The organism is Alkaliphilus oremlandii OhILAs (assembly GCF_000018325.1).
GTDB classification, from domain to species: Bacteria; Bacillota; Clostridia; order Peptostreptococcales; family Natronincolaceae; genus Alkaliphilus_B; species Alkaliphilus_B oremlandii.
Map to the genome: position 1 here is coordinate 234,647 of NC_009922.1, position 26,809 is coordinate 261,455.

The 26,809-nt window shown below is 35.7% G+C and carries 24 protein-coding genes; all 24 read left to right on the forward strand.

Annotated features, from left to right (window positions below; genetic code table 11):
- The first annotated feature begins 105 nt into the window (after positions 1–105).
- Entirely contained in the window at positions 106–1,860 is a 1,755-nt protein-coding gene (locus CLOS_RS01095) for a sensor histidine kinase (protein WP_012158082.1), read from the forward strand.
- On the forward strand, positions 1,847–3,169 hold the full coding sequence (locus CLOS_RS01100; protein WP_012158083.1) for a sigma-54-dependent transcriptional regulator: 1,323 nt from the start codon (positions 1,847–1,849) through the stop codon (positions 3,167–3,169). The genes CLOS_RS01095 and CLOS_RS01100 overlap by 14 nt, the downstream gene beginning before the upstream one ends.
- 271 nt (positions 3,170–3,440) lie before the next feature.
- Positions 3,441–4,220 carry a molybdopterin-binding domain-containing protein gene (locus tag CLOS_RS01105; RefSeq protein WP_198006311.1) on the forward strand — a complete coding sequence of 260 codons (780 nt, stop codon included), beginning with the start codon at positions 3,441–3,443 and terminating at the stop codon, positions 4,218–4,220.
- Positions 4,221–4,343: 123 nt separating this feature from the next.
- A complete protein-coding gene (locus tag CLOS_RS16385; RefSeq protein WP_049753761.1) occupies positions 4,344–6,515 on the forward strand; it encodes a molybdopterin dinucleotide binding domain-containing protein in 2,172 nt (723 codons plus the stop codon).
- A 19-nt stretch (positions 6,516–6,534) separates the two neighbouring features.
- Positions 6,535–7,266 (forward strand): TorD/DmsD family molecular chaperone, encoded by a 732-nt coding sequence (locus CLOS_RS01115; protein WP_012158085.1) that lies wholly within the window; start codon positions 6,535–6,537, stop codon positions 7,264–7,266.
- A gap of 12 nt (positions 7,267–7,278) precedes the next feature.
- Complete coding sequence (locus CLOS_RS01120) at positions 7,279–7,839, forward strand: 4Fe-4S dicluster domain-containing protein (RefSeq protein ID WP_012158086.1); 561 nt, start codon at positions 7,279–7,281, stop codon at positions 7,837–7,839.
- Between the two features lie 129 nt (positions 7,840–7,968).
- Positions 7,969–8,589, forward strand: a complete 621-nt coding sequence (locus tag CLOS_RS01125) for a molybdenum cofactor guanylyltransferase (RefSeq protein WP_156774371.1) — start codon at positions 7,969–7,971, stop codon at positions 8,587–8,589.
- A gap of 110 nt (positions 8,590–8,699) precedes the next feature.
- A complete protein-coding gene (locus CLOS_RS01130) occupies positions 8,700–9,791 on the forward strand; it encodes an NADH-quinone oxidoreductase subunit I (RefSeq protein WP_012158088.1) in 1,092 nt (363 codons plus the stop codon).
- A 78-nt stretch (positions 9,792–9,869) separates the two neighbouring features.
- Positions 9,870–11,105: a molybdopterin molybdotransferase MoeA gene (locus tag CLOS_RS01135; RefSeq protein ID WP_012158089.1), complete on the forward strand. Its 1,236-nt coding sequence runs from the start codon at positions 9,870–9,872 to the stop codon at positions 11,103–11,105.
- Entirely contained in the window at positions 11,102–11,593 is a 492-nt protein-coding gene (gene mobB / locus CLOS_RS01140) for a molybdopterin-guanine dinucleotide biosynthesis protein B (RefSeq protein WP_012158090.1), read from the forward strand. Before CLOS_RS01135 ends, mobB begins: the two co-directional genes overlap by 4 nt.
- 775 nt (positions 11,594–12,368) lie before the next feature.
- Complete coding sequence (locus CLOS_RS01145; RefSeq protein WP_012158091.1) at positions 12,369–13,220, forward strand: DUF364 domain-containing protein; 852 nt, start codon at positions 12,369–12,371, stop codon at positions 13,218–13,220.
- A gap of 133 nt (positions 13,221–13,353) precedes the next feature.
- Entirely contained in the window at positions 13,354–14,388 is a 1,035-nt protein-coding gene (locus CLOS_RS01150) for a FecCD family ABC transporter permease (protein ID WP_012158092.1), read from the forward strand.
- The gene (locus tag CLOS_RS01155) at positions 14,379–15,173 is read left to right on the forward strand and encodes an ABC transporter ATP-binding protein (protein ID WP_012158093.1); all 795 of its coding nucleotides are present in this window, start codon (positions 14,379–14,381) and stop codon (positions 15,171–15,173) included. Before CLOS_RS01150 ends, CLOS_RS01155 begins: the two co-directional genes overlap by 10 nt.
- Positions 15,174–15,238: 65 nt before the next feature.
- Positions 15,239–16,330 carry an ABC transporter substrate-binding protein gene (locus tag CLOS_RS01160; protein WP_012158094.1) on the forward strand — a complete coding sequence of 364 codons (1,092 nt, stop codon included), beginning with the start codon at positions 15,239–15,241 and terminating at the stop codon, positions 16,328–16,330.
- A 16-nt stretch (positions 16,331–16,346) separates the two neighbouring features.
- Positions 16,347–17,228 (forward strand): DUF364 domain-containing protein, encoded by an 882-nt coding sequence (locus tag CLOS_RS01165; protein WP_012158095.1) that lies wholly within the window; start codon positions 16,347–16,349, stop codon positions 17,226–17,228.
- A complete protein-coding gene (locus CLOS_RS01170) occupies positions 17,222–18,043 on the forward strand; it encodes a radical SAM protein (RefSeq protein WP_012158096.1) in 822 nt (273 codons plus the stop codon). The genes CLOS_RS01165 and CLOS_RS01170 overlap by 7 nt, the downstream gene beginning before the upstream one ends.
- 74 nt (positions 18,044–18,117) lie before the next feature.
- A complete protein-coding gene (locus CLOS_RS01175; RefSeq protein WP_012158097.1) occupies positions 18,118–19,251 on the forward strand; it encodes an ABC transporter substrate-binding protein in 1,134 nt (377 codons plus the stop codon).
- Positions 19,252–19,293: 42 nt separating this feature from the next.
- Positions 19,294–20,499, forward strand: a complete 1,206-nt coding sequence (locus tag CLOS_RS01180) for a molybdopterin molybdotransferase MoeA (RefSeq protein WP_012158098.1) — start codon at positions 19,294–19,296, stop codon at positions 20,497–20,499.
- A 64-nt stretch (positions 20,500–20,563) separates the two neighbouring features.
- Positions 20,564–21,706: an ABC transporter substrate-binding protein gene (locus CLOS_RS01185; RefSeq protein ID WP_012158099.1), complete on the forward strand. Its 1,143-nt coding sequence runs from the start codon at positions 20,564–20,566 to the stop codon at positions 21,704–21,706.
- 27 nt (positions 21,707–21,733) lie between these two features.
- A complete protein-coding gene (locus tag CLOS_RS01190) occupies positions 21,734–22,417 on the forward strand; it encodes a GTP-binding protein (protein ID WP_012158100.1) in 684 nt (227 codons plus the stop codon).
- Positions 22,418–22,431: 14 nt separating this feature from the next.
- A complete protein-coding gene (locus CLOS_RS01195; protein ID WP_012158101.1) occupies positions 22,432–23,442 on the forward strand; it encodes an ATP-binding cassette domain-containing protein in 1,011 nt (336 codons plus the stop codon).
- Positions 23,443–23,461: 19 nt separating this feature from the next.
- On the forward strand, positions 23,462–24,661 hold the full coding sequence (locus tag CLOS_RS01200) for an ABC transporter substrate-binding protein (RefSeq protein WP_012158102.1): 1,200 nt from the start codon (positions 23,462–23,464) through the stop codon (positions 24,659–24,661).
- 305 nt (positions 24,662–24,966) lie between these two features.
- A complete protein-coding gene (locus CLOS_RS01205; protein ID WP_012158103.1) occupies positions 24,967–25,341 on the forward strand; it encodes a zinc ribbon domain-containing protein in 375 nt (124 codons plus the stop codon).
- A 671-nt stretch (positions 25,342–26,012) separates the two neighbouring features.
- The gene (locus tag CLOS_RS01210; RefSeq protein WP_012158104.1) at positions 26,013–26,747 is read left to right on the forward strand and encodes an NPCBM/NEW2 domain-containing protein; all 735 of its coding nucleotides are present in this window, start codon (positions 26,013–26,015) and stop codon (positions 26,745–26,747) included.
- Positions 26,748–26,809: the final 62 nt, after the last annotated feature.

Sequence of the window (26,809 nt, forward strand, 5' to 3'; positions counted from 1 at the left end):
GGAAAAAAAATCAGCAGTAGTTGTCATAATAGCATAAAATCAAGACTAATGATTATGATGATGATTATTTCAATAATTCCCTTGTTATTTTTGGGTTTTTATAATATGAAAATTGTCAAAAAGGAAATCGAAGAATCTATTCATAAACAGCACGCTTTAACTGCATCCAGGGTATCCTATGCAGTTTCTGATTTGGTTAAGACTTTGCAAATCTCTCTGGAGACAATATCTCTAACCAATTCAGATGTATTTGAGGGGAATGATGCAAAGAAAAAAGAAAATCTTCTTTATGGCATATTAAAAAACTTTCCACATTTAGAGGAAATTGTAATGGTTTCCTCCCGTGGAGAAGAAGTAGTAAAGGTCTCAAAAAGATATGCTGTATCTTCCAAGGATTTGAAAAAGGTTTCGGATGAACCCCAGTTTCAAAAACTGAAGCAAGGAAAATCTTTTATTGGAAGTCCTAAAATAGATATAGATCATCAGATTGTTTTTGATTTAGGAGTACCTGCTGGCGGCATCAATCAGGATTTTAGAGGAGGATTTATCGCTAAAATTAGCTTGAGGCAAGTGATGCAAGAAATATCATCAGTGGAAATTTCAGATGGAAGCTATATTATGCTAGTAGATGAAGAGGGAGAATTAATCGGACACTCTGACTATAGTCAAGTACTAAGAAGGCAAGACGTCTCTAGTAGTAAAGGCGTAGAAAATTTACTGAAAAACAAGGCGCAAGATAGGAATCAGCTTAGAATATTGGAATTTAATCCGATTATCTATAAGTCCTATACAGGGGAGGATGTTTTAGGCGTATACGGATTAATCCCTATGGTTGGTTGGGGTGTAGTAGTGGAGCAACCTTTAGTAAGTGCCTATATTACGCTGAGAACAATGCTTTTGCGGCTAAGTTTAGTTCTGTTTCTTATTATTCTTACCATAACAGGATTGGGTCTGATTTTTATATTCCATTTTATTAGACCAGTAGAGGAACTAGCCAAAGGTGTGGCTTGTGTTAAAAAAGGAGACTTAGAGTATCGGATTCCTAAACAATCCAATGATGAATTAGGAGTAGTCATCGAAGCCTTTAATGATATGATTAAAGAAATAAAGAAAAAGCGTGACAATGAAAAAATAGCAATTCAGGCTGAAAAAAGGGCTGCCATAGGACTTTTAGCGGCAGGGGTGGCTCATGAAATTAATAACCCTATGAACAATTTAGGTTTTTATGCCGATGACTTATTAGAACGTTTAGAAATAGAAAATATAAATGAACTTGAAGCAGAAGGTGTATTTAAGGAGTATTTACTAAGCATAAGAGAACAAATACACCGATGTACGAATATAACCCAAAGTTTGGTGAACTATTCTAGAGAAGTAGAATCACAGGATAAACAAGTGTATATTCCCAATGTAGTAAATGAGGTATTAAAGCTGGTTAAATATCCTATCAATAAACAAAATATAGAAGTGGATTTAAAATGGGAGGAGCCTTTACCCTATGTCCTTGCAGATGAGTCCCAGTTACAGCAGGTTATATTAAATTTGGTTACGAACGCTTTGGATGCAATGCCGGATGGGGGTAAATTAACGATTAAGATTCGATGTGAAGGCAATTTAATTAAGATAGAGATAATTGACACTGGTGAAGGCATTTTAAAAGAAAATTTAAAGTATGTTTTTGATCCTTTCTATACCACGAAACCTGTTGGTAAAGGCACAGGTTTAGGACTTGCGATTAGCCAGGTTATCGTAGAAAGAATGAGAGGCATTCTTAGTTTGGAAAATAACAAGGACGTTGGTATAAAGGCCAGTGTTGGGTTACCTATAGCAGCTGAGGTGATAAAAAATGAGACGATGTAGAGTTTTACTAGTAGATGATGAAGAAAAATTTATTGAACTATTAAAGCAAAGACTTACTAGAAAAGGGTACTCTGTAGAGATTTCCAATTGTAGCTTAAAAGCACTGAACATGATTGAAGAGACTGAATTTGATGTAGCCCTGTTTGATATCATGATGAATGGTATGGATGGACTAGCACTATTAGAAAAGGCTAAAAAAATTCAGCCCAATTTGGAGATCATTATGCTTACTGGTTATGCAACTGTAGATACTGCCATTGAAGCGATGAAGAAGGGTGCTTATGATTATTTAACGAAGCCAATTAAGCCCATAGAACTGGAGTTAATTTTACAAAAGGCATTGGATCGAAAAAAATTACAAGATTACAGTAATAATTTAATTGAAACGATTCAAAGAACAAATAAGAAACGTGAAATAATAGGAAATAGTGATGCCATAATCAGTTTAAAGTACATGATTGATAGAGTATCCGACAGTTCATTGCCAGTTCTTATTTTAGGTGAAAGTGGTACAGGGAAAGAGCTTGTTGCCAATGCCTTACATTACCATAGCTTACGTGCGCATCATCCTTTTGTTCCCATCAATGCCAGTGCGATCCCTAGTCAATTATTGGAAAGCGAATTGTTTGGGCATGTAAAGGGCGCTTTTACGGGTGCTCAGGTTAACAAAAAAGGATTAGTTGAATTGGCAGATGAGGGAACCTTGTTTTTAGATGAGATTGGAGATATGGAAGCCTCTTTACAGGTGAAGCTATTGCGCTTTTTAGATACAGGAGAGTTTAGACCAGTAGGTGGAACCGTAACAAAAAAGACAAATGTAAGAGTTGTAGCTGCAACAAATATTAACTTGGAACAAGCGATAGAGGAAGGAAGATTTCGAGAAGATTTATACTATAGATTAAGTGTTGTAACATTAAACGTTCCTCCCCTTAGAGAGCGCGGAAGGGATGCGTTGGTATTAGCCGAATACTTCCTAAGACAAAGTAATAGTAAGAAAAAATTAAGTAAGGAAGCAGAAATGTTTTTATTAAATTATACTTTTCCTGGTAATGTAAGGGAACTTGCAAATTTAATAGAGCGAGGAATTTTACTGTCAAAGGATAATGATTTATATCCAAATGATTTTTTTGCTCGAGAAACTTATAGCAAAAATAATATGAAGAGTCTAGCTTTACAAGATATAGAGAAGGAACATATATGCCAAGTTCTTGAAAAAACCGGGTGGAATAAAACGGAAGCAGCAAAAATATTGAAAATTGGGTTAAGAACCCTCTATAGGAAAATTGAGGAGTATAAATTACAACAATAAGGCCTATTGTATTTGTCCCGTGTCATTTCGACATGGGATTTTGTCATTTTGGCACGGTGTTTTGTAATTTTAGTGTGATTGGTACTGGTTTATTGCTTGGTTGAGCAGAGGGGCTACATTGGGGAAATCCGTCTAATTTTGTCTAAAAGTTAAGGTTTGTAGTCAGATATAGAAGGTGGATTATTGCAATATAAACGATATATTTGAAAGTTGGCATGATGCTTGCATAATATTTAACAATGTGTAGTAATGATAATATATCAATGTCGAGGTGATAAAGTTGAAACGAAGGACGTTTTTAAAGCTTTCAGCACTTACTGTAGGTGCATCTGCTTTAGGTCTAGGAATAACTGGATGTAATAAAGAAACAGACGTTTCTATTGATGGCTTTCCAGAGATGCCTCAAACCTTAGGACAAGGAGTAGAGGCAACCGTTGATCCAAAAAGCGGGGAAGTTAAAGTAAACTCTGATATTTTAGTTAAAAGCAGTGTATGTATGGGATGCTATAGCTCCTGTGGCGTTAGAGCTAAGATTGACAAGCAAACAGGAAGAATTATGAAGCTTACAGGGAATCCATATCATCCTAAATGTGCAGAGCCTGCACTTCCTTATGATACAACAATAAAGGAATCCTATCAGGCTTTCAGCTTATATGGTGATCAAGGGCATACGCATAGAGCTACTGTGTGTGCTAGAGGAAATGCTGCTTTTGAGCAAGTATATGACCCAATGAGGATTACAACACCAATGAAAAGAGCTGGTGAAAGAGGAAGTGGAAAATGGAAACCAATTTCTTGGGAACAGCTTATTGAAGAGACCGTAGAAGGTGGAAAAATCTTCGCTGACCTAGGTGACAATACTGTAGTTGAAGGATTTAGAAAAGTATATAGCCAAGATGAATTAATCAATCCAGATGCACCGGAAATGGGACCAAAGAGTAATGGTTTAGTTTGGATTAGTGGTGGTTCATATGGACGTATAAATTTTGCACAAAGATTCGTCTTAAATAGCTTTGGATCTACTAATTTTTACGGTCATACTGGAACGTGAGGTGGCGCATGGAGACCTGCGTGGCAGGTATTATATGATAATGGTGCTGGTGGCGTATACAAACCAGACCTTCAAGATGCAGAATTCTGTCTGTATCAAGGTGCATATCCAGGACATAGCGGTATGAGCTTCCAAACCTTAGCAAGAAAAACAGTAAAGGGCGTTATGGAAAACAAATTAAAGTTGGCTGTAATTGATCCATTTATGCAAGGTGGTACCGATATCCCTGGTAAAACGAAATGGATACCAATTAAGCCGTCTACAGATGGTGCCCTTGTACTTGGTATGATGCGCTATATATTTGATAATGAAAAATTTGATGGCAAATTCTTAGAATGCTCAAATGAAGAAGCGGCGAAAGCAATTGGTTTTAAAAGCTATACCAACGCTACTCATTTAGTGATTGTAGATGAAAAGCATCCGAATAATAGAAGATTCCTTAAGCCAGAAGACTTAGGTCTAGAGGGAGAAGGCTTCTTTGTAATTGATAAGAAAACTGGAAAACCAGAACTTCATAGTAAGGCTTCTGCTGGAAATCTATTGTACAGTGGGGAAATTCAAGGGAAAACAGGTACCATTAAGGTGGCTACTTCTTTATACTTATTAAAACAAGGTATAGAGAGACATTCCTTAGAGGAGTATGCTGAAATTTGTGGCATACCTGCGAAGCAAATAGAAGAGCTTGCTAAGGAGTTCACAAGTCATGGTCATAAGGTAGCAGTAGATACTCTTGGTGGAACGAACTCAGTGAATTCATTACCTTTTACAGTTGCTTTATGGATACTGCCAGCTTTAATGGGCGCTTATAACATGAAAGGTGGTATGGCAGGAAACGGACCATCATTTAAAGCTTTTGCAGATGGACCTAAATACGACTTAGCAGCATTTGAAGGTCAAATTAAGCCATCTGGAGTTAAAATAAGTAGAGAGCAATTCCCTTATGAGAAAACAACAGAGTATAAAAACAAGGTTGCACAAGGTAAAAAACCGTATCCTTCTAAATTACCATGGCATACCAATGGAATGTCTTTAGATGGACAAGCAATGTTCTCTGCATTGAATAAGTATCCTTATCAGTGCAAAATACTTGTAAATTGTTTTGCAAATCCGTTATACGGAACACCATCTTTATATCAAGAAACGATGCTAGAGGAATTAAAGAAAACATCGAATATTCCTTTAATTATTAGTGTGGATATCGTAATGGGTGAAACTACCGCTTATGCGGACTACATTGTTCCAGATACATCTGTTTATGAGCAATGGGCCATGGTTCCAGTAAGAGCGAATATTAATACAAAAATGACAGCGATTCGATATCCAATGATTGAGCCAATGACGCCAAAGGTAGGTAGTAGCAATCAACCAATCAGTATGGAAACCTATTTAATTGAAGTAGCTAAGAAGATCGGTATGCCAGGTTTTGGTGACAATGCTATTAAGGATGCCGATGGTAAACTATGGCCTTTAAATACAAGAGAAGACTATTTTATTAAGGCTATTGCCAATATGGCATATGATGGTGAGGCTGTAAGTAGCATAACGGAGGAAGATGATAAGATTACAGGTTTAGACTCTATTCCTTCGGATTGGCAGGCGGCAATTAAACCAGATGAGTTATTTGTTGTAAAGAATGTGATTGCGAAAGGCGGAAGATTTGAAGCCGACACAAATTACCATGATGGTCAATTTATGAAATATGGAGACCTAGTGAAGGTTTGCTTCTATAGTGAAAATCTTGCCAATAGCAGAAATAGTATTACTGGAGCTTATAATGAAGGTTCACCAGTTTGGGCACCAGAAACCTTAGCGGATGGAACTTTAGTAGATCAAGCATATCCTTCTGAAGAATATCCATTTAGAGTATGTTCATCTAAGGCTAAGCTTAGAGGGGTTTCTATGTTAAACAACTGTCCTACACTACAGGTCCTGTCGGATACGAACTACATCGAGATTAATGCATTAGATGCGAAAGACTTTGGGCTGAAGGATGGGCAGGAAGTAATGGTAGAAACACCAAGCAACAAGGCGAAAGGTGTGCTAAAGGTTAGAGAAGGTGTAGCGAGAGGAAGCTTAGGAATTAGCTTTGGATACGGTAAGTGGGAGTATGGCAGCAAAGATACGACCATCGATGGAAAAGTAGTAAAGGGAGAAAGCATCAGGGCTGTTGGAATCGCATCAAATCCCCTTGCTCTTATCGATCATTCTGTTAAAGGAAAATACGGCTTGTCGGAAGTAACATCGGGTACACATAATAGAAATGGTATTAGAGCAAAAATTGTTCCACTATCCTAAAATGTAAGGGGAAAGTACAATGGATAATATTCAAATCAATTCATTTGAACGGTCAGCATTATATGAGATATTTGCTTCATTGTATTTGCAGATACCGACCATAGATACTGTACAAGGGATTCCATCAATACTAGAGGAAGCTAGTAAAATACTATCTTCCATTGATTTTGAACCATTGATAGAAGAAGCTCAGGAGAGAAGTAAGCGAGCGGATGGGGAGGATAATACGATCAAAGCTCTTCAAGAAGAGTATTATGATCACTTTTTTGTTCCCTCAACAAAACATTATATCCCTCCTTATGAGTCAGCTGTTGTAGAAGCTACCGTAAAAAATGGAAGAAAAAATATAAAGTGGAAATATGGTAGTCTGTGGACCAATTCTACTTACCATGTATCACAATGTTATGATTCTGTAGGATTTAATCCGTGGGATTTAAATATTGGAGAAGGATTAAAACAATCCAAAGTTCCTGATCATATAGGGTTTCAATTAGCTTTTATGGCCTATTTATGTTATAAAGAAGCAATTTGTAACGAATTAATAATAGAAAATGAAACGAATACAGATAAAGAAAAAGAAGCTGCTAAGATGTGGAAGAAATTGCAGAAGCAGTTCTTAGAGGAACATTTACAGAAGTTTGTATTATCATATTATGAAATTGCTAAGGACAAATTTAACCCATTTTATTTACAAGTAATGAACGCTGTAAATAGGTATATAGAGTGGGACTTAGCTGCGATAGTAATTTAGGAGGTGAACGAAATGAGTAGAAAATGGGGAATGGTCATAGATGTAAGAAAATGCGTTGGTTGTCATGCTTGTTCCGCTGCTTGTAGAATTGAAAACAATGTAACCAAAGAAGGTAATAGATCTTGGGTAACAGAAGACGAGGTAGGCACATACCCAGAAGTTCACACGTTAAGGGTACCTCAACTATGTAACCATTGTGACGAGACACCTTGTGTAAGTGCTTGTCCAGTAAAGGCTACAGATAAAAGTGAGGACGGTATTGTCTTTGTAGATAGAGAAAAGTGTATCGGATGTTTTGCCTGTGTAGGCGCTTGTCCATATGGTGCGCGTATACAAGAAGAAGAGACTAAAAAAGTTGACAAATGTGATTTTTGTGCCCATAGATTACAACATGGATTATTACCAGCATGTGTTACAACATGCACAACACAGGCTAGATATTTTGGAGATTTAAATGACAGTAATAGTTTAGTAAGCAAACTACTAAAGGAAAATAAATACGAAGTATTATTGCCTGAAAAAGAGCTGGGAGCGAATGTATACTACATCGGTATTCATGAGTATAGAGGCTAAAATAAGTAAATAGGTGAAAAGGGGCTACATACAAGTAGCACCCTTTTTACAATTATAGTAAGAGAATACGGATTCATTTTTTTGTAAGTGTATTAAAAATTCGGATGGTCATAGAGATGGATGATAAAAATGGACAAAAAAAAGATTTCTGCGGTAGTTTTAGCAGGTGGAAATAGTAGCAGGATGGGAAAAAATAAGGCTTTACTAGAGTTAGGGCCACATGTCGTAATTGAGATCGTTGTAGAAGTACTAAAAACTATATTTGAAGAGATTATTGTAGTTACAAATACACCTCAACTATATAGCATGCTAAAAGGTGTACGTTTTGTATCGGACGCTTTGGAATCAACAGAGAAAAAATCAATTATAGGTTTGTATACTGGGATTCTCGAAGCTAAAAATAATTATGTATTTGTTGTTGCATGCGATATGCCTTTTTTAAATGCTGATTTAGTTCATTATATGATAGACCAGATGGGGGATGAAGATACCCTTGTTCCACATATCAATGGATATTACCAACCACTCCATGCAATCTATCATAAAAATAGCTTAAGCTATATCAAAGCTTTACTGGATTCAAGTAATTATAAGATCAGTGATCTATTTGATTGCTTTGAAGATCTTAAAGTAAAAAAGATTAATGATGAAATTTTAGATAGATTAAAGATAACAGAGAACTGTTTTTTAAATATGAATACACACCAAGACTATATAGACATAAAAAACTCTTGGTTTAGTGATAAATAAGATGCGCAGCAGAATTATGACTATAAAATTGAAGACACTATACGAATAAATGAGAACCCATACAAAGCAAATCGTAATATTCTGTTCATCCGAATAGGAGGCAGTTGAGTATGTTAATAAAATATTTTATAGGAAAAGCATTACAAGAAAATCGACCGAATATAAACCAAAAACGCTGTGTGAACCGATCTAGCAAAATGCAGAGGTGTACAGAGTGTAAAGATGCTTGTCCTGTAGGAGCGATCTGCATGGACAATAAAATTGCTCATGTTGATGAGGAGTCTTGTAAAGGATGTGGAATTTGTAGGGCAATCTGTCCTTCTCAAGCCATATCCTTAAAAAAGGATGATGAAATAAAAGCCATAAGGCAGTTAGAACAAAAAGAAATTATAGTTGTGGGATGCCATGAAGAAGGCAATGGAGGAAATATAACCGTTTCTTGTCTGAACGGCCTACATCAAGAATATCTGGCTGCTTGTCTTATGGCTTTAAAAGGAAAAAAAATATATTTTAACTTATGTAAGTGTGAGGATTGCTATATTAAAGATGGAAGTAAATGCTTTGAAAATTCCTTAAAGAATGTAACTGCATTCCTTAAGCATTTTGATATTCATCCACAGATAGAATTGTTATTGAATCAAGAAAATATTCCTCAGTACATGAATCAAACAATATCAAGACGGGATTTATTTACTTTGTTTAAGAAACAATCTACAAATGTAGTGAGCGAAATCGTGGATGATGCTGTAGGAAGAGAAAGCCATTTCATTCAAAGAGACTTTATTTTAGAACATATGGATAATTTAATTAGGAAAAGTAGAGAACATATAGAAATTCCACGGTCTGAATCCTTGTTTACAAATTGGAGGGTCCATGACAATTGTAGTAGCTGTGGACTTTGTCAAACAACTTGTCCATCTAAGGCGTGGAAGGTACAAAAGCATAAAGGACATGTCACAATTAGCCACAATGCTAGGCTTTGTACATCCTGTGGCTTGTGTGAAGACCTATGCCCTCAAAAGGCACTATCAAAGGATACCTTTTCAACAGCTTTATTTGTTGGATTTACTCTTAAAAAAGAAATACCCTTAAGCTTATGTAAACAGTGTGGTAAAGAGTATGTTCCAAACAAAGAGGACCATAAACTTTGCCATATATGCCAGAAGCGAAGAATGGTTAAACAATCTATTTTACGAACATAAAAAAGGATACGAATAAATTAAATGTAGCGTATGTACTTTCGCCAATTATCATTTTGGAAAGTACGAAGGAGGATAAATATGAGAACGAATGTAACCTTAGAAGAGGCACTGGATATACTTTTAAGTGAAAATAATCAGACGGAGGCTATTCATGTACCATTATTAGATAGCTTAGGAAGTGTTTTAGCAGAGGATATAAGATCGGATATGAATATGCCCCCATTTGATAAATCTCCTCTGGATGGATATGCAGTACGAGCAGAGGATATACAAGGCGCCTCAAAGGAATCACCGATCACACTTCAAGTAATTGATTTTGTACCAGCAGGTTATGTTTCAGCTAAGAAGATCGAAAAAGGAGAGGCTATAAGAATTATGACAGGAGCTAAGATACCTGAAGGTGCTGATGTTGTAATTCGTTTTGAGGATACGGAATTTACAGACAAAGATGTGAAAATATATACGCCCCTTCCGCCAAACTCAAATATTAGTCAATTGGGAGAGGATATGAGGGTTGGAGATGTAGTGATGAAAAAAGGAATACGGATTGATGCACCAGAAGTAGGAATTCTTTCAACCTTAGGAAAAAGCTTTGTTCAAGTGTATCGTAAACCTCGAGTGGCAATTTTATCTACTGGGGATGAGCTTGTTGATATACAAGATGCACTGACGGATGGGAAAATAAGAAATAGTAATTCTTATACAATTGCTGCCCAAATCAAAAAAATAGGTGCTAAACCATTAATGCTTGGAATTTGTGATGATGGGATAGAGACCATTAAAGAAAAACTGAAATCAGCCTTAAGCTGGGCAGATATGATTATAACAACGGGTGGCGTTTCTGTGGGAGATTGCGACCTGGTAAAAGAAGCCTTTGAGCAGGTAGGTGCAGAAATACTATTTTGGCGCGTAAGAATGAAACCAGGTACACCAATCGCTGTTGCAAAATACGAAAACAAACTATTATTTGGACTCTCTGGCAATCCAGCTGCTGCTTATATTACTTTTGAGCAATTTGTAAGACCTATCGTATTAAAGAAGATGGGACGAGAAAAATATAAGTTGATGGAGGTTGAGTCTATTTTACAGGGTAGCTTTTCAAAAATAAGCAATCAAAACCGTTTTGTGCGGGCAAACACTTATTATAAAGATGGAAAGTACTATACTCAGTTTCCCAGTAAGCATAGTTCGGGAGTACTTTCCAGTCTGTCAGGAACGAATTCTTTATTTTATATACCAGCAGGAACAGGTCCATATGAAGAAGGACAAAAAATTATTGTACAATTATTAGATTATCCGGAGGTATTACAATGATACCAGTATTTTCAGTAGTAGCAAAAAACTCAAATACAGGTAAAACTACAGTTTTATGCAATATAATCAAAGAACTAAAGTCCCGAGGCTACCGTGTAGCTACCATTAAGCATGATGTTCATGGTTTTGACATCGATCAACCAGAAAAGGATACTTGGAAACACGGGCAGGCTGGGTCTGATATGGTTATGATTTCATCGCCAGAAAAGTTTGCAATGATTGAGAAGGTACAAGTAGAATATACATTAGATGAAATACTGGAAAAGATTAATAATGTTGATATTATAATTACAGAGGGGTACAAGAGGGAGAATAAACCTAAATTAGAGGTTTATAGAAAAGAAGTCGCAGATGAACTTTTGTGTAAAGATGAGGAGTTGTTTGGAATTGTCACAGATGTGGAACTTGATAAAGATACTCCTCAGTTTAGTTTTGAACAAATAAAAGAAGTAGTCGATTTGATTGAAAAAAAATTTCTAAAAAAATAACCTGAGTTTACCACTTCTTCATCTTTAACAGTGTTCCATAAAGAACACTAGCTTGTACCAAGTTCTTTTTTCTATAGGCTTCAAAAGAACTCCCTTAGCATTGTAATCCTATCTATATAGCCAATGGCTTCTATTTCTCCTTAAATTACGACTGCATTAACGCAGTCTTTTTACATTCTATGAAGATATATTCTTTAAATGGATCTAGCTTTGATTCTTTGTTAACACCTCGTTTATATTCCGGTGACTCTTTTGAATCCATATGTTTTCTAATGGTTTTCGGGTTCCTACCTGCAATTTCTATAGTATCTTTAATCTACATTCCTTTACTTCCCCTATTTTCTATCATAACCATCTCCAGTATCTGTACCGTAACCCTCTTCTTTCGAAAGAGTGGATTGCTTTCAGTGGGAAATTTCAACGTTTTTACGGATATTCTATGTCGATTTTACATTACAAGCTAAATTAGAAACAACAGCTTTATTGACACTAATGTTTTACTATGTTAAGCTTATTTCAAATAGAACCAACAATAACTAACTAAAACAAACCAAAACCAATAAAATCCATTGGAAAGCACAGATATTTAATGAAAGATCGGATCGCTGATCGTTTTGTGTAAGCATGAATATTTTCAATGGAAGGGTTTCAGTGTGCATAGGACAAACCTTAGGAATCGGCATGAAAACCCTACGCTGTAATTAAATGTTAAAAAAGTGACAGTCAAAGGTAAGACAATATGGAAGAATCATAGAAACATTGGAGGTTTTTAAAGATGGGGACACAGTCGAATGAAATACTGAATGAAACAATAGACCAAATTAGAGCTGTATTTGGTGAAGAGATGAATCATATAACTGTTGAAAGAGTAACCGTTGGCCTGTTCTTTACAGGTGTGAAGCTTAATAACGGAGAAGGTGGTATTTGCTTTACGCCTATAAAGGATATACCTCAAGGCGTTTGTTGTCCAAGCTCTGCAAAGGAAATGCCTCTTTCAGGTAAAATGGTAGGCAAAAATGTAGAGTACTTTATTGAAGGGATGTTCAAAGGAAGTGTTCTAAGAAAAGCTATAGGAATAGCAGTTTTAAATGCATTGTCAGCGACTTGCTGGAATCAAAAAAATTATAGTGGGAACTATGAGATCATCCATAATGCAGACCCGGTAGATGAAAATACATCAATACCGCAAGACAAAACCGTAACAGTTGTAGGTGCGTTGTTGCCATACATAAAGATGCTAAAGAAAAATAAAAATAAATTTTTTATATTAGAATTAGCTCCAGAAACACTAAAGGCAGATGAGTTGGATCATTTTGTGCCGAATGATAGGGCACAGGAGGCTCTAGGTCAATCAGACTTAATAATTATTACAGGAACTACAATCATTAATGATACATTAGAAGGCTTAATATCCATGGCGAAGGAAGGTGCGGAGATTATCGTTGTAGGGCCTACAGCGAGTATGCTGCCCGATGCCTTTTTCAAAAGAGGGATTAAAAAGATCGGTAGTATTGCAGTAACAAAATCCGATGAGCTATTGGATATATTGGCTGAGGCAGGCTCTGGCTACCATTTCTTTGGAAAATCTGCAAACAAAATTGTAATTGCAGAAAAAAACTCAATTTAAGATTAAAGGGTCTTTTTATTTGAATTCATCAGAAAATAAATTATGAATAGAAAGGCCTTTATCTTGATATAAACTACTTTAACGTAACCGTAACAAACAAATATTTTTTAATAGGATAGAAAGGAGGACCCAAATGGTAACAGCAGCGCAGAAGAAGATTAATAATAAATATAAGCTTTTATTATTAACGATCATACCAATAATCGCTTTTTTTCTATCTATTACATTGGGAAGATACTCTATAACAATTAAAGAAATATTTATCATATTAACATCTAAGCTTTTACAAAAGGACATAGATTATCCTAAGGTAATGGAAACCGTAATATTTCAAGTAAGAATCCCTCGAATAATAGCTGCGATGATCGTCGGAAGCTCCCTAACAGTATCGGGCGCAGTTTATCAAGGGATGTTTAAAAACCCTATGGTTTCGCCAGATATATTAGGCACATCAGCAGGAGCAGGGTTTGGAGCAGCGCTGGCAATATTGCTTTCATTTAGCTCCCTAGGAATTCAGGCAACTGCATTTATGTTTGGGCTGATAGCCGTATTACTAACGTACACCATAAGCACAAAGGTAGGAAAAGGCGGAAACATAATGTTTGTATTTATATTAGCCGGTATTTTAGTAAGTACAGTATTTCAATCCTTTATATCATTATCCAAATATGTGGCGGACCCATACGACAAATTGCCTGCAATAACATTTTGGCTGATGGGAAGCTTAGCGTCGATCAGCCAAAGGGATGTATATACGATTCTAATACCATTTTTATTAGGAATTGTTCCATTGTTTTTAGTAAGATGGCACTTAAACACATTGTCCTTTGGAGAAGAAGAGGCTAAAGCATTAGGTGTAGATACGAAGAAGCTAAGATTTTTAGTAATAATCTGTTCCACACTATTAACGGCTTCATCAATATCTGTAGCAGGGATGGTAGGTTGGGTTGGACTCATCGTACCGCATCTAGCTCGTATGGTAGTAGGTCCAGATTTCAAAGTATTATTACCTGCTTCAGCATTAATGGGTAGTACCTATTTACTTTTAGTAGACAATATAGCAAGAAGTGTGGCAGCAATAGAAATACCTTTAGGAATTTTAACGTCTTTAGTAGGAGCACCATTTTTTATATATCTATTACTTAACACAAGGAAGGGATGGAATTGAAGCTAGAAATAAACAATGTAAATTGCGGCTACCCTAAAAAGACCATACTTGAAAACATATCATTTGAAATAGGTACAGGAGATATACTTTGTATATTGGGCCCAAATGGCGTAGGGAAAACCACTCTATTTAAAACGATACTTGGGTTTTTGAAGCTACAAGGCGGAAGCATATTATTAGATGGACAAGATATAAACACATGGTCTAGAAAAGACTTTGCAAAGGCAATCGGATATGTTCCACAGGCACATACACCACCGTTTCCATATAAGGTAAGAGAGGTTGTAGTAATGGGAAGAACTGCTCATTTAGGCATTTTCGCCTCCCCTTCTTTACAGGATTATGCAATAGCAGAAAAGGTAATAGATTCATTGGGCATATCGTATTTGACGGATAGTGTTTATACAGAAATCAGCGGTGGGGAAAGGCAACTCGTATTAATAGCAAGAGCTTTGGCACAAGAGCCTAAAATATTAATAATGGATGAGCCCACCTCCAACTTAGACTATGGGAACCAAGTTAGGGTGCTAAAACATATAAAAGAGCTTTCAAAAAGAAATATAGGAATCATTATGACATCTCACTTTCCGGATCATGCTTTTATGGCATCCACAAAGGTGCTGGCAATAAATCGGGGAGGTGAATATCGTATTGGGACACCGAAAGAAGTCGTTACATCTCAACTTTTACAGAGGATATATAATATCCGTGTTCAAATAGACACCGTAGTGGACAGGGTACATAACGATCATTTAAAAGTGTGTGTACCAATACTGAAAGATTAAAGCTTACAACTTCCAAGCGTTCATTGAAAGCTTGAGCTTTAATATTACAAGGGGGAATCAAAGACATGAAAATGATAAAGAACAAATCGAAGGTATTGTTAAGCACAGTACTAATCTTGACCATGGTAATGAGTTTAATGATTGGTTGTACATCGAAGCCTACAAATTCAGAGCCAACAGTAAGTAAAGGTGCTGAGGAAATAGAACCGAAAACAAAAACGATAATAGATTCCGTAGGGAGAGAAGTGGAAATACCTACGAAAATAGAAAAAGTAGTGACAGTAGGGCCAGTAGGCGTACTTAATTGTTTTGTATTTACTATGGGAGAAGGTAATACAATAGCCAACGGATTGCCGCCGAGATTTGCTAAAAGTAAGAACTGGAAATATCATTCAATATTTAACCCAGCAATCGCTACCAATCCAGTAGTTGAAGATGGAAATGCAGTATCAATGGAAACCTTAATCGAGATAAATCCAGATATTGTATTGACCATGGATGAAAAAACAGCAGATGATATATGGAATAAAGGAATGAATGCAATTGTTTTGAATTGGAAAAATCCAGAGGATGTAAAGGAAGCGGTTAACTTATTAGGGCAAATATACAACAAGCCAGAAAGAGCGGAAGAATACAGCAAATATTTTGATCGTACTTTGGCAAAAGTCAAAGATACGGCTTCTAAAATATCCGAGGAAAAAAGAGTTCGTGTTTTAAATACATCATTGGGAAGTTTGTCTCAGCCCCATGTTATAGCAGAATGGTGGATCGAAGAAGCAGGTGGAATCAGTGTAACTGGCGGAATTGAAAGAAAGCAAAGACTAGAATTTTCTTTAGAACAGCTATTAGAGTGGAATCCTGAGGTTATGATAGTATCCAGTCAGGATGATAAGGAATTAGCTTACAGTGATGAAAGATTTAAAGATCTAGAGGCAGTAAAAAATAAAAGAATATATGTAACACCTTCATTTGGTCATGTATGGGCAAACCGTACGATGGAACAGCCACTTACGGTTCTATGGGCAGCAAAGTTATTTTACCCTGAAGAATTTAAGGATATCAACATGAATGAAGAGTTAAAATTATTCTCTGAAAAATTCTTTAGCTACAAGCTATCGGATGAGGAAAGCAAAGAAATCCTGGGAGATATGAACTAAACGAAGAAAGGAAAAGATGGCAATGAAAAGACCAAATCCTTTAATTGAAGCTTATCGTTATATAAAAAATATTTATGAAATTGAATCAATGGACCCAGGGATCTTGGAGAAAATAATTTTTTCTCCGAAATGGACGGGTGTTTTTGCAGATAGAGGTCAAACAGGTGTAGCTTTCAATTATGCAGGAGAACATCTAGTTTATGGTCCAGTGAAGGATTTAAATTCAATTGAAGGTCTTAAAAGATTTATAGGACAAAGTTTATTTAGCTTAGCAGAATATCTCCTTCCTTTGGATGAGGATATACATATGCGCTCTATTTGCCTATCTACCCTCAATGCACTTTCTAGACCACTGATCCTTAGGGGCTATCCTAAGGACCAAGCAATAACGAAGTTCAATGCTTCTAAGGATATAGATTTTATTCTGCCAGAAGATATTGTTGTAATTATCGGATATGGTAGACTCATAGATCAGGTATATGGAAGATGTAAAGAATTGCATGTTATGGATATGCGGCCTAAGCATAAGCTGACTTCAATGTGTATTGATAAAAATATAGGCTATGGAAGTAAAAATACTTTTATTCATTCATCTGAAGAAAATGAAGAGATTCTTTCCAAGGCAGATGTTGTCCTAATAACAGGAGCTACACTAGTAAATGGAACGTTTTTAGAACTAATCAAATATTCAAAAGTAGCTCGAGTTATAGGAATGTATGGACCAAGTGCGCAAATTCTTCCAGATATACTATTAAACAGTGGCATAAACTATATCGGCTCTAGTATTGTTACAAAGCCGGATGTATTAGAATCCATTTTAATGGATAATTTTAGCACTCGGCATATGTTTAAGGATTGTATGGACAACTATGTAATAAAGGGGATAAATCAATGCTAAATGAGATTATGGAAATGTCAGATGAGGACCTGTTTCTAAAAGCACAGGAAATCGGATCGTATAAAAGAAAGATAAATACAGGGCCTGCCATTATTACAGGAGCCTGCTTAACCCAGCCTCACTGTAACCATTGCAAATGGGATAGCTTCAAGTCAGGAGATCATGCATTTTCACAAAAAAACTCTTTAGAATCTGTAATAGAGCGTGGAAAACTGATGGAGAGCATAGGGGTTCATCGTATATTTACTGCAACGGGTTGGATGGGGCACACCATACCTGCTGATTATCCACTGTATATAGAGGCACTAAAAGCTCATACGAATATGGAGGTCTTTGGTTTATTTGGGGCTATTGATAAGGAAAGCTTAAAGGCACTACAGTCTGCAGGGATGGATGGATACTTATGTGGAATAGAATCACCAAACGAAGATATTTATAAAAAGTTCCGCCCTGGTGGGGATACATTAAGTGATCGATTAAAAACATTATATGATATGAAAGCGTTGGGCTTAAAGGTTTGGAGTGGTTTTTTAGTTGGGCTTGGGGAGACGAAGGAAGATGTAATGAAAGGACTAGAAATACTAAAAGATTTAGAACCAGAATCCCTGTCGATTCTACCCTTTACTCCTTATCCATTTACGAACATGATGGGAGAAAATCCTGCCAATCCATTGCACTGGGCAAGAACAGTAGCACAAGCTCATTTGTATATGCCCAATGCCAATATATTTTCGGATTCAAAGGTTGGATTTTATGGAAAGTTTAGTGAATTAACAGGAGCAAATGGGAGCTATATTTTTCCAAGAAAAGAATAAACAAGGAGCATAATAAAATACAACGGATACAATGATACCAATCAAAAGCAAAAGAACTTGAGGGGGCTAAATCAATGAAAAAATGTAATAGAATAATCAGTATGATACTAACGATCATTATGCTTTCAGCAATGATTGTTGGGTGTAGCAATAAGACTTTAGAAGCGCAACAATTAGAAGGATCGAAAACAGAAACCCCAGCGGCTTCCTCTGAAGCTGAAACAAAAATAGTAACCAATTTAAATGGAACTGAAATTGAAGTCCCTGTGAATGTAGAGAGGGTGGCTGCTTTATTTGGCCCTTCCTACGAGAAAATATATCTTTTGAATGCAGAAGATAAAATTGTTGCAGCAGGAGATTTTCATAAGGGTGGCTGGCCTTGGTCCAATCAAATTTATAAAAGACTAGATACTGTAGTAGGGATTGAAAATGCACATTCTAGTTTGAATATAGAGAATTTATTAAAATATGAACCACAGGTTGTATTTTATTTTCCGAACCCAGAAGCAGTTGCTTCAATAAATGAAGCTGGAATGGTTGCTATTCCAATGGCATCTACGGGAAAATTTGAAGATACTAAGAACGTATTAACCGTATATGCGGATGTACTGGGAGGGGAAGCTGTAGATATTGCTAAAAAATATGCAAATTATTTTGATGAAAAAGTTAAATTGGTAACGGATATTACTTCTAAAATTTCAAAAGAGGACAGGCCAGATGTTTATTTCTCCAATCAAAACATTCTATGGACAGCAGGGAAGAAGTCGGACATGGTGGAAGTCATTGAACTTGCAGGAGGTAATTGCGTACATAAGGAGATCGAAGGTGGCTCTAAAAATGAAATAACAATTGAGCAGCTGCTAGAATGGAACCCTGATTATATTTTTGTAGATCATGCTGGTTCTTCTGGGAATGCAACTGCAGAAGAAGTTATTAAGGATATGTTGGATGACAACAGATATGAACAAATAAAGGCAATAAAAAATGACAATATATATATTTCTCCAACTGGTGTATTTTTTTGGGATGCTGGTCAACAGAAGGTTCTAATGCTTATGTGGATGGCAAAGCACTTACACCCGGAACATTTTTCAGCTTTAGATATGGCACAGGAGCTAAAATATTTTTATAAGGAGTTTTACCGATACGATTTAACGGATCAAGAGACCGATAGAATTTTAAAGCACTTAAATCCCATGGTCAACTAACTTCCAGTCAAACAAAATTACGAATAGAAAGGGGACAAGGTTATGAAGGAACATAAAGTAGTTGTGCCATCAAGAGAAGAATATATAGAACTTGCAACATCTCTAGCAAAGTTTGATAGAAGAACAGAAATTGTTTCCTTAAAAGAAAGTGTAGGTCGTGTAACAGCAAAGGATATTTATGCGCTCCATACGTTACCGAACCAACCAACAAGTGCTATGGATGGGATCGCTGTTCGGTTTGAAGCGTTCACATCGAAGGAGGTAGATCCTACTGCTTGGGAATTGGGAAAAGAATATGTTTTTAGTAATACAGGTGTTGCAATCCCAACAGAATATGACACAGCAATCCCAATCGAACATGTGAAATTTGATAATAATAACAGACTCCATATAAATAAAATTCCATCCTGCAGAGGAGAAAATGTTGTTCCACGTGGAAAGAATATGAAAGAGGGTGAGCTACTAGTACCTGCTGAATATGTAATTACCCCCTTGCAGTTAGGAGTACTTGCATCGGGCGGTATTTGTGAAATTGAAGTAATAGCAAAACCTAAAGTAGCAATAATACCTACTGGAAACGAGCTTGTGCCAGCTGGTGCAGTACTACCCCTGGGAAAAAACATAGAAACAAACAGCATTGTATTAGAAGCACTCATTAAAGAGTGGGGTGGGGAGCCTATCGTTTATCCCATCATACCAGATGATCCCGTTTATATTTATGATATTTTATATCATGCCCTAAAGCAGAGCGATATGGTTATATTCAATGGTGGATCTTCAAAAGGAACACATGATTTCGGTAAAGAAATTTTAGGTAAAATAGGACAAGTATATGCCTATGAGGTAGCACATGGACCAGGTAAGCACACCAGTCTTACTGTTGCTGGCAATAAACTGATAGTAGGTCTTGTTGGGCCACCTGGCGGAACGGAGCTAACAGCACCTTGGTATGTAAAACCACTGATTAATAAATATCTATGTAAGCCAGATGTACAAGCACCGAAATTAGAAGTCAAATTATTAAATGAAATCAGCTCATCTGCTCCTTTTGATTTCTATATACAACTAATAGTTAGTCAACAAGATGGAGAATATGTTGCTACAAGGATCAAGATGTTCAATGCTACAAGAGCACAATTAGCAGTACAAGCCAACGCAATTCTGTGTGTTCCAAGGGGCGTTGTTTTTAAAAAAGGAGAGACTGTGGCTGTTGAGTTGAAAATACCTATAGAGTACATATCAGCTTAAAAATATTTCTATTTCATAAACTAAAAAATTATATGGATTTTTAAACAAAAGGGGAGGTTTTATAATGTTTAAAAAGTATTCAATGAAGACAAGTAAAATGGCATTACTATTAATTGTAGTACTACTTATGGTATCGATGGCAGGATGTACTAAAAAAGCAGACGAAGCCATAAACAACACTCCTGAGCAAGTAGAACAAGCGCAGCAAGACGAAAGCACTACACGGGTAATAAAGGATATGGCAGGTAGAGAAGTAGAGATTCCTAAAGAAATTAACAAGGTTTTTACTACAAGCGGTGTAGGAACCATAGCATTATACAGTATAAATCCGAGCAAAATGGCCGGATTAAACTCTAAACTTACTGCCTTAGAGGAAAAATATCTTACAAAAGAGTATCAACAGCTTCCTATATTGGGGAGCTATAAAGATGCAAGCAGTGGAAATGCCGAAGAAATATTAAAAGCAAAGCCAGATATTATAATTTCAATGGGAAATATAGATGAAAGATGGATAAAGGATGCTGATGAATCCCAAGAGAAGTTAGGAATCCCATTCTTAATGATAGATGGTGATCTTGAAAACCTTCATAAGACCTATGAATTTTTAGGCGATATATTGGGCGAAGAGGAAAGATGCAAGAAACTAAGTGAATATTGTAAAAACACCATAGAAGAAGTGAAGACCATCGCAAGCACAATCCCAATGGAAGAAAGAATAAAAGTATATTACGGAACAACACAAGGTCCTTTAGTAACAAACGTAACGGGATCCATCCATACGCAAGCTATAGATTTAGTTGGCGCAATCAATGCAGCAGAAGTAACTGTTGAAAAGATGTCGGGTGGAGTAGAAGTGTCTATGGAACAGGTTTTAAATTGGAATCCAGATAAAATAATAGCGGCTAAAGGTATGGAAGGGAATGAAGGTTCCTATGAAATAATAACAAAAGATTCAAAATGGAAGGATATTAAAGCAGTGCAAAACAATCAAGTATATGCAATACCAAATGCGCCATTTAATTGGTTCGATAGACCACCATCAGTAAATCGGGTAATCGGTGTTAAGTGGCTGGGCAATTTAATTTATCCAGAAAGGTTTAATTATGATATGAATAAGGAAACAAAGGATTTTTATGAAATGTTTTATCACCGTGCTCTGACAGACGATGAGGTAGCAGAAATACTAGAAAATGCTATGCCCAGATAATAAAGCACCTTAGAGGAAGTGATATGAATGAAAATAGTTACAGTTTCCGGACCTCCGTCATCGGGAAAAACTTCGATTACACTGAAAGTAATAGAAATATTAAAAAGAGAAGCCTTTAAAATTGGGGTTGTAAAATTTGATAGCTTATCCACGTACGATGATATACTCTATGAAAAAACAGGGGTGAAGGTGAAGGTTGGACTTTCTGGTAACCTTTGCCCAGACCATTTCTATATAAGCAATATAGAAGATTGTGTTCAATGGGGAATAAGTGAAGAACTAGATATGCTCATAAGCGAAAGTGCGGGCCTCTGTAACAGATGTTCCCCTCATATAAAGGATGTATTGTCCATCTGTGTTATAGATAATCTGTCAGGAGTCAATACGCCTAAAAAAATAGGACCGATGCTAAAACTAGCAGATATAGTTGTTATAACGAAAGGTGATATAGTATCCCAAGCAGAGCGGGAAGTATTTGCATTTAGGGTAAAGCAAGCAAATCCTAGAGCATCTATAATTTTTATCAATGGAATAACGGGTCAAGGGTCTTATGATTTAGCCGTTAAGCTGAAAGAAGCGAAAGCCTTTAATAGTCTTGAGAATAAAAGGCTCAGGTTTTCTATGCCTTCTGCTCTGTGTTCCTATTGCGTAGGAGAAACAAGAATAGGAGAAGAATATCAATCGGGAAACATAAAAAAGATGAAGATATAGCTTGGAGGGATCATATGACTTTAGATATAGCAAAGCATCCAATAAAGGAATTGTTTATAAAATATCCCTACTCTGAAGATTTTTTTATATCATTCGATATCAAAGACATGGATGTTAATTTATCAATGGAAGAAGTAGTGATAAATTTAAAAGATGAAATATTAGAAGACAATGGACTGAGCAGAGAACAGTTAATCGATAACTTTATATCTTTTATAGAGAAAATGGAAGCATTAAAAAATTTATCGGACAATACGATCGAGTCCATAACCATAATAGGTGGAAAAGATAAGCATGGAAGAGATGAGGATATAAAGCTTGAATTAAATGTAGGAGAGGTAATCTCTATAGTGGGACCTACAGGCTCTGGAAAGAGCAGGTTACTTGCAGATATAGAATGTCTAGCCCAAAGAGATACTCCTACAAATAGGCAAATTCTAGTGAATGGAAAGGCGCCAGATCCCAATAAACGATTTGATATAGAAAACAAATTAGTTGCTCAGTTATCTCAAAATATGAACTTTGTAATGGATCTTTCCGTAGAGGAATTTATAAAGTTACATGCTGAAAGTAGGCTGATTGCAAATATAGAAGCGGTTGTAGAAGAGATCATTATATGTGCAAATAATCTGGCCGGAGAAAAGTTTGATCGGAGCACTCCTCTTACCCAATTAAGTGGTGGACAATCTAGAGCACTGATGATCGCAGATACCGCCCTTTTAAGTCGTTCACCGATCGTACTGATAGATGAAATAGAAAATGCAGGTATCGATAGAAAAAATGCCATTGAGTTATTGGTTAAGAAGGAAAAAATCGTATTGATATCAACCCATGATCCAGTTTTGGCCCTTATGGGAGATCGAAGAATCGTGATAAAAAATGGTGGAATAGATCAAATTATTACTTCATCTAATGAAGAGAAAAAATATATCGACATATTAGATCATGTAGATAGAAAAATGCTGGATATAAGAAATCACATAAGACAGGGTGGAATAATAGAAGATCATATAATTAATTTTTAGATCAAAAGGGGGTAAGGTATTGAATATAACAGGTGCTACAACGATTGAGAAGCTATTAGAAAATGAACAAGCTTTTGAAGCACTTTTAGCCCTTGGATTTAACACAAGCTCAAAAGAAGAGCTAATAAATCTACTTGGTAAAAACACTATGCTACAAACTGTTCTTAAGGTAAAAAATATAAACTTAGATTTATTTTTAAAAGAATTGAAAGAAAAAATAAATAATGAGATGTTAGAAGAGGGTATTAATAATAAATATTATAATGAAAGTGAAACATTAAACTTTTTAGGCAATATAATTTGCCCGCTGAGAATCGTCTTTGAAGATGATCTTAAAGAAAAATTAGAAGCGTTTGAGAAAGCCACAGGCAAAACCTTTAACTGCTACATTATGCCCAAGGGTGGAGACGATGGCAGATATGATAATTTATGGAAGGAAAAAGATATAGATAAATTTCCAGATATAATTCTCTCCAAGGGCTTTGATGACTTTTATAGAAAAGAGCTAATCGATAATTTAGTAAGCAAAGGACACTTTAAAAGCATAAACAATCCTAATATAGATAAAAAGTTTATAGAAGCTGGTTGTTTAGATAAAGATTATACAATGTATGGCGCTTTTTTAGATGTTTTATTAGTGGACGAAGAAAAGTTAGAAGGTCTGCCAATTCCAAAAACCTGGGGCGATCTTTTAAGCCCAATCTACAAAGATAAAATAGTTACTTTTGAAACTCCTGACGGTATATCAACAGCAATACCACTGTACTTTTACAAAGAGTATGGAGAGGATTCTATAAGAAGCTATGCATTCAATGTTAAAGGCTTCCACAGCAGTGCTAAAATGGCAAGGTTAGTAGGTTCAAATAATCCAGAGGCAGGCGCCATATATACGATGCCGCTCATGTTTGCAATGTCCTGTGTAAAGAAGGGCGTTAAATTAGTAATACCCGAAGATGGTGCTATAGTCTTTCCTTTTTCTATGTTGGTTAAGAAGGGTAAAGAAGAAGAGCTTAGAATATTAACAGATTATATATTTGACAATTATGGACTAAATTTAACTAAGTCCCATGCATTAAGTCTAAGCCCCAATATAGAAAATCCATTTTTAAAAGATCATACTATAAAATGGCTAGGCTGGGAGTTTATAAGATCTAGAGATATCATAGAATTGGGAGAATATATCAACGAAGAATTTTTTAAGGTGTGGAATAAGAAATAGGGATAGATCTGGACTATTTTCCTATCCTTATAATAAAGAAGGCTATGTGCTAATAAATCTACCTTTTGGACAGCCATATGAGCTTTCTCCATCTCTTCTTGGAAAATATATATTATATTTCCCAAAACCCTGCTTTCAGGTAATACAGTAGATGCGATATACTATATTATATAATTTAAGAGGTGCTTTTGATTGTATAGATGCTGTACCTAAGAAAAATTATATAGGACAAGTGAATCTTATAGTATAATGAATACTAAGATCTGAATGCTGAACAGTGATTTGTACAATGGGGGGATGATGATATGTTTTTTATTATGGGAATATCACCTAGAAGAGAAGAGTTGGATTTTAACCAAACCGTGGTTTGTTCTCGTTGCGGGAAGTATGGTAGATATAATGGGATTCGAGAATATACTGCGCTGAGTTTATTTTTTATTCCAGTTCTAAAATGGGGGAAAAAGTACTATGTAAGATCCAGCTGCTGTGGTAGTGTCTATAGTATAGAGAAAGATCTAGGAGATCGCATCGTTAAAGGAGAAAATATCACCTTGAGGGATGTAGATTTAAGTTTAATCCATGGCGGAGAAAAATACCATGGAAAGAGATGCGCTCATTGTAATTTTCAAACCCATGAGGATTTCACGTACTGTCCGAAGTGTGGAACCCCATTTGAATAGAAAATAAACTAAAATAGTTCAATTATATGAAGTAGAGATAAAATCCATGTAGAAAAGAAGGGCTAGCCTTTCTTTTCTACATGGATTTTATTGATTTAGACTTGTAGATCGATGATTTTATGTAATAGATTAAAAAATATTTGATGATAAGGGAACCTTTTGTGCCTCTAAACCATCTTACAGATGTCTAGACGATTTACAAGTGAATAGAGGGGATTGGCATATCAACTTAATATGTTTCGGCTGGCTAAAACCATTGTAAGAGATGATACCGGTGCAGAGGATGCTGTATGCGAAGTGATTACGATGTTCAGCTAAATGAAAAGGTAGCCATAACAATTCCGTTGCAGTAAAGCATACAAATAAAGTATTTTTTAAGAAATGCACCTTCGAAATGAGTGCAACCTAATAGCGAAGGTGTATTTGTCGTTTATTTGTTCAGTAATTATTAAGGGTGCATGTTATAAAGAAGGAAGTAAAAAAACTTTGAAAGCAAGATTTTATGTTGTAAAAATAAGAAAAATTGTGTATTTTTTATCAATTGTATATTATAATTATATATAGATAAGGCATCATGAATAGAAAAATTTAATACAACAAAATAAAAGCGGTGCAGAGAGTTGTGTACCATGAGTTTCACATCGATATAATGGAAAAATAGGAGGCTCTTTATGAAAAATAAAATAATTTTGGCCACAGTAATCTGTTGTATGTTCGTATCTGGATATTTATTTTCAGGGTTGAGAATGAACAATAATAAAAATATCAATGCATATGCATCTGAACAAATAGGGTCCGACACTAGAACCATCTATAGAGAAGAACTTATTTCTGAGATGAAGAAAGAAACCAATTCCTTAAGCTTAGAAAATCAATATCTAAGAGCAGAACTGAGCCAGCTTAAAAAGCAGCTAAAGAGCGAAAATAAAGCGGTAGAACCTAAGTTTCATGGATATACAATCTATTACACTTTAGATAAAAGATATAGTTCTGTATTTAGAGAAAATAAATGGGAGAACGGAAACTTCACTGTTGATGGGCATACTTATATGAGAGGTATCGGTTTTGACAGAAAAGAAAACGGCGATAGGAACCATTATGTTGCAAAGCTATATAACTACAACGGTGAATATTCAAGGCTTACTGGTTTAATAGGGATCGACGATTTAGCAAAAGATTTAGACGATGCACAGATTACTTTTGCGGTATACAATAATGACGTCATTACAAAATGCTATAATGAGTTTTACGGGGATACTTTATATAAAACCCAGTTTAAAAAATCAGATGGATTACAGAAAATAGATGTTAACTTAAAGGGTGCTAACAGCATTATCATTGAGTTTTCCGTTAATCAGAAAAGCAATTTAAATAATTTTCTTTTATTAGAGCCACAATTGAAATAAAATTAAAACATGGATTGAAGAAATTTGATTTCTGAGATCCATGTTTTTTTACTTAGAAATAT

Bases quoted from the DNA above. Each gene is read 5' to 3' on its own strand.
- CLOS_RS01095 (WP_012158082.1), top strand. From the start codon at position 106: ATGAAAATTGTCAAAAAGGAAATCGAAGAATCTATTCATAAACAGCAC.
- CLOS_RS01100 (WP_012158083.1), top strand. From the start codon at position 1,847: ATGAGACGATGTAGAGTTTTACTAGTAGATGATGAAGAAAAATTTATT.
- CLOS_RS16385 (WP_049753761.1), top strand. From the start codon at position 4,344: ATGAGCTTCCAAACCTTAGCAAGAAAAACAGTAAAGGGCGTTATGGAA.
- CLOS_RS01115 (WP_012158085.1), top strand. From the start codon at position 6,535: ATGGATAATATTCAAATCAATTCATTTGAACGGTCAGCATTATATGAG.
- CLOS_RS01120 (WP_012158086.1), top strand. From the start codon at position 7,279: ATGAGTAGAAAATGGGGAATGGTCATAGATGTAAGAAAATGCGTTGGT.
- CLOS_RS01125 (WP_156774371.1), top strand. From the start codon at position 7,969: ATGGACAAAAAAAAGATTTCTGCGGTAGTTTTAGCAGGTGGAAATAGT.
- CLOS_RS01130 (WP_012158088.1), top strand. From the start codon at position 8,700: ATGTTAATAAAATATTTTATAGGAAAAGCATTACAAGAAAATCGACCG.
- CLOS_RS01135 (WP_012158089.1), top strand. From the start codon at position 9,870: ATGAGAACGAATGTAACCTTAGAAGAGGCACTGGATATACTTTTAAGT.
- mobB (WP_012158090.1), top strand. From the start codon at position 11,102: ATGATACCAGTATTTTCAGTAGTAGCAAAAAACTCAAATACAGGTAAA.
- CLOS_RS01145 (WP_012158091.1), top strand. From the start codon at position 12,369: ATGGGGACACAGTCGAATGAAATACTGAATGAAACAATAGACCAAATT.
- CLOS_RS01150 (WP_012158092.1), top strand. From the start codon at position 13,354: ATGGTAACAGCAGCGCAGAAGAAGATTAATAATAAATATAAGCTTTTA.
- CLOS_RS01155 (WP_012158093.1), top strand. From the start codon at position 14,379: ATGGAATTGAAGCTAGAAATAAACAATGTAAATTGCGGCTACCCTAAA.
- CLOS_RS01160 (WP_012158094.1), top strand. From the start codon at position 15,239: ATGAAAATGATAAAGAACAAATCGAAGGTATTGTTAAGCACAGTACTA.
- CLOS_RS01165 (WP_012158095.1), top strand. From the start codon at position 16,347: ATGGCAATGAAAAGACCAAATCCTTTAATTGAAGCTTATCGTTATATA.
- CLOS_RS01170 (WP_012158096.1), top strand. From the start codon at position 17,222: ATGCTAAATGAGATTATGGAAATGTCAGATGAGGACCTGTTTCTAAAA.
- CLOS_RS01175 (WP_012158097.1), top strand. From the start codon at position 18,118: ATGAAAAAATGTAATAGAATAATCAGTATGATACTAACGATCATTATG.
- CLOS_RS01180 (WP_012158098.1), top strand. From the start codon at position 19,294: ATGAAGGAACATAAAGTAGTTGTGCCATCAAGAGAAGAATATATAGAA.
- CLOS_RS01185 (WP_012158099.1), top strand. From the start codon at position 20,564: ATGTTTAAAAAGTATTCAATGAAGACAAGTAAAATGGCATTACTATTA.
- CLOS_RS01190 (WP_012158100.1), top strand. From the start codon at position 21,734: ATGAAAATAGTTACAGTTTCCGGACCTCCGTCATCGGGAAAAACTTCG.
- CLOS_RS01195 (WP_012158101.1), top strand. From the start codon at position 22,432: ATGACTTTAGATATAGCAAAGCATCCAATAAAGGAATTGTTTATAAAA.
- CLOS_RS01205 (WP_012158103.1), top strand. From the start codon at position 24,967: ATGTTTTTTATTATGGGAATATCACCTAGAAGAGAAGAGTTGGATTTT.
- CLOS_RS01210 (WP_012158104.1), top strand. From the start codon at position 26,013: ATGAAAAATAAAATAATTTTGGCCACAGTAATCTGTTGTATGTTCGTA.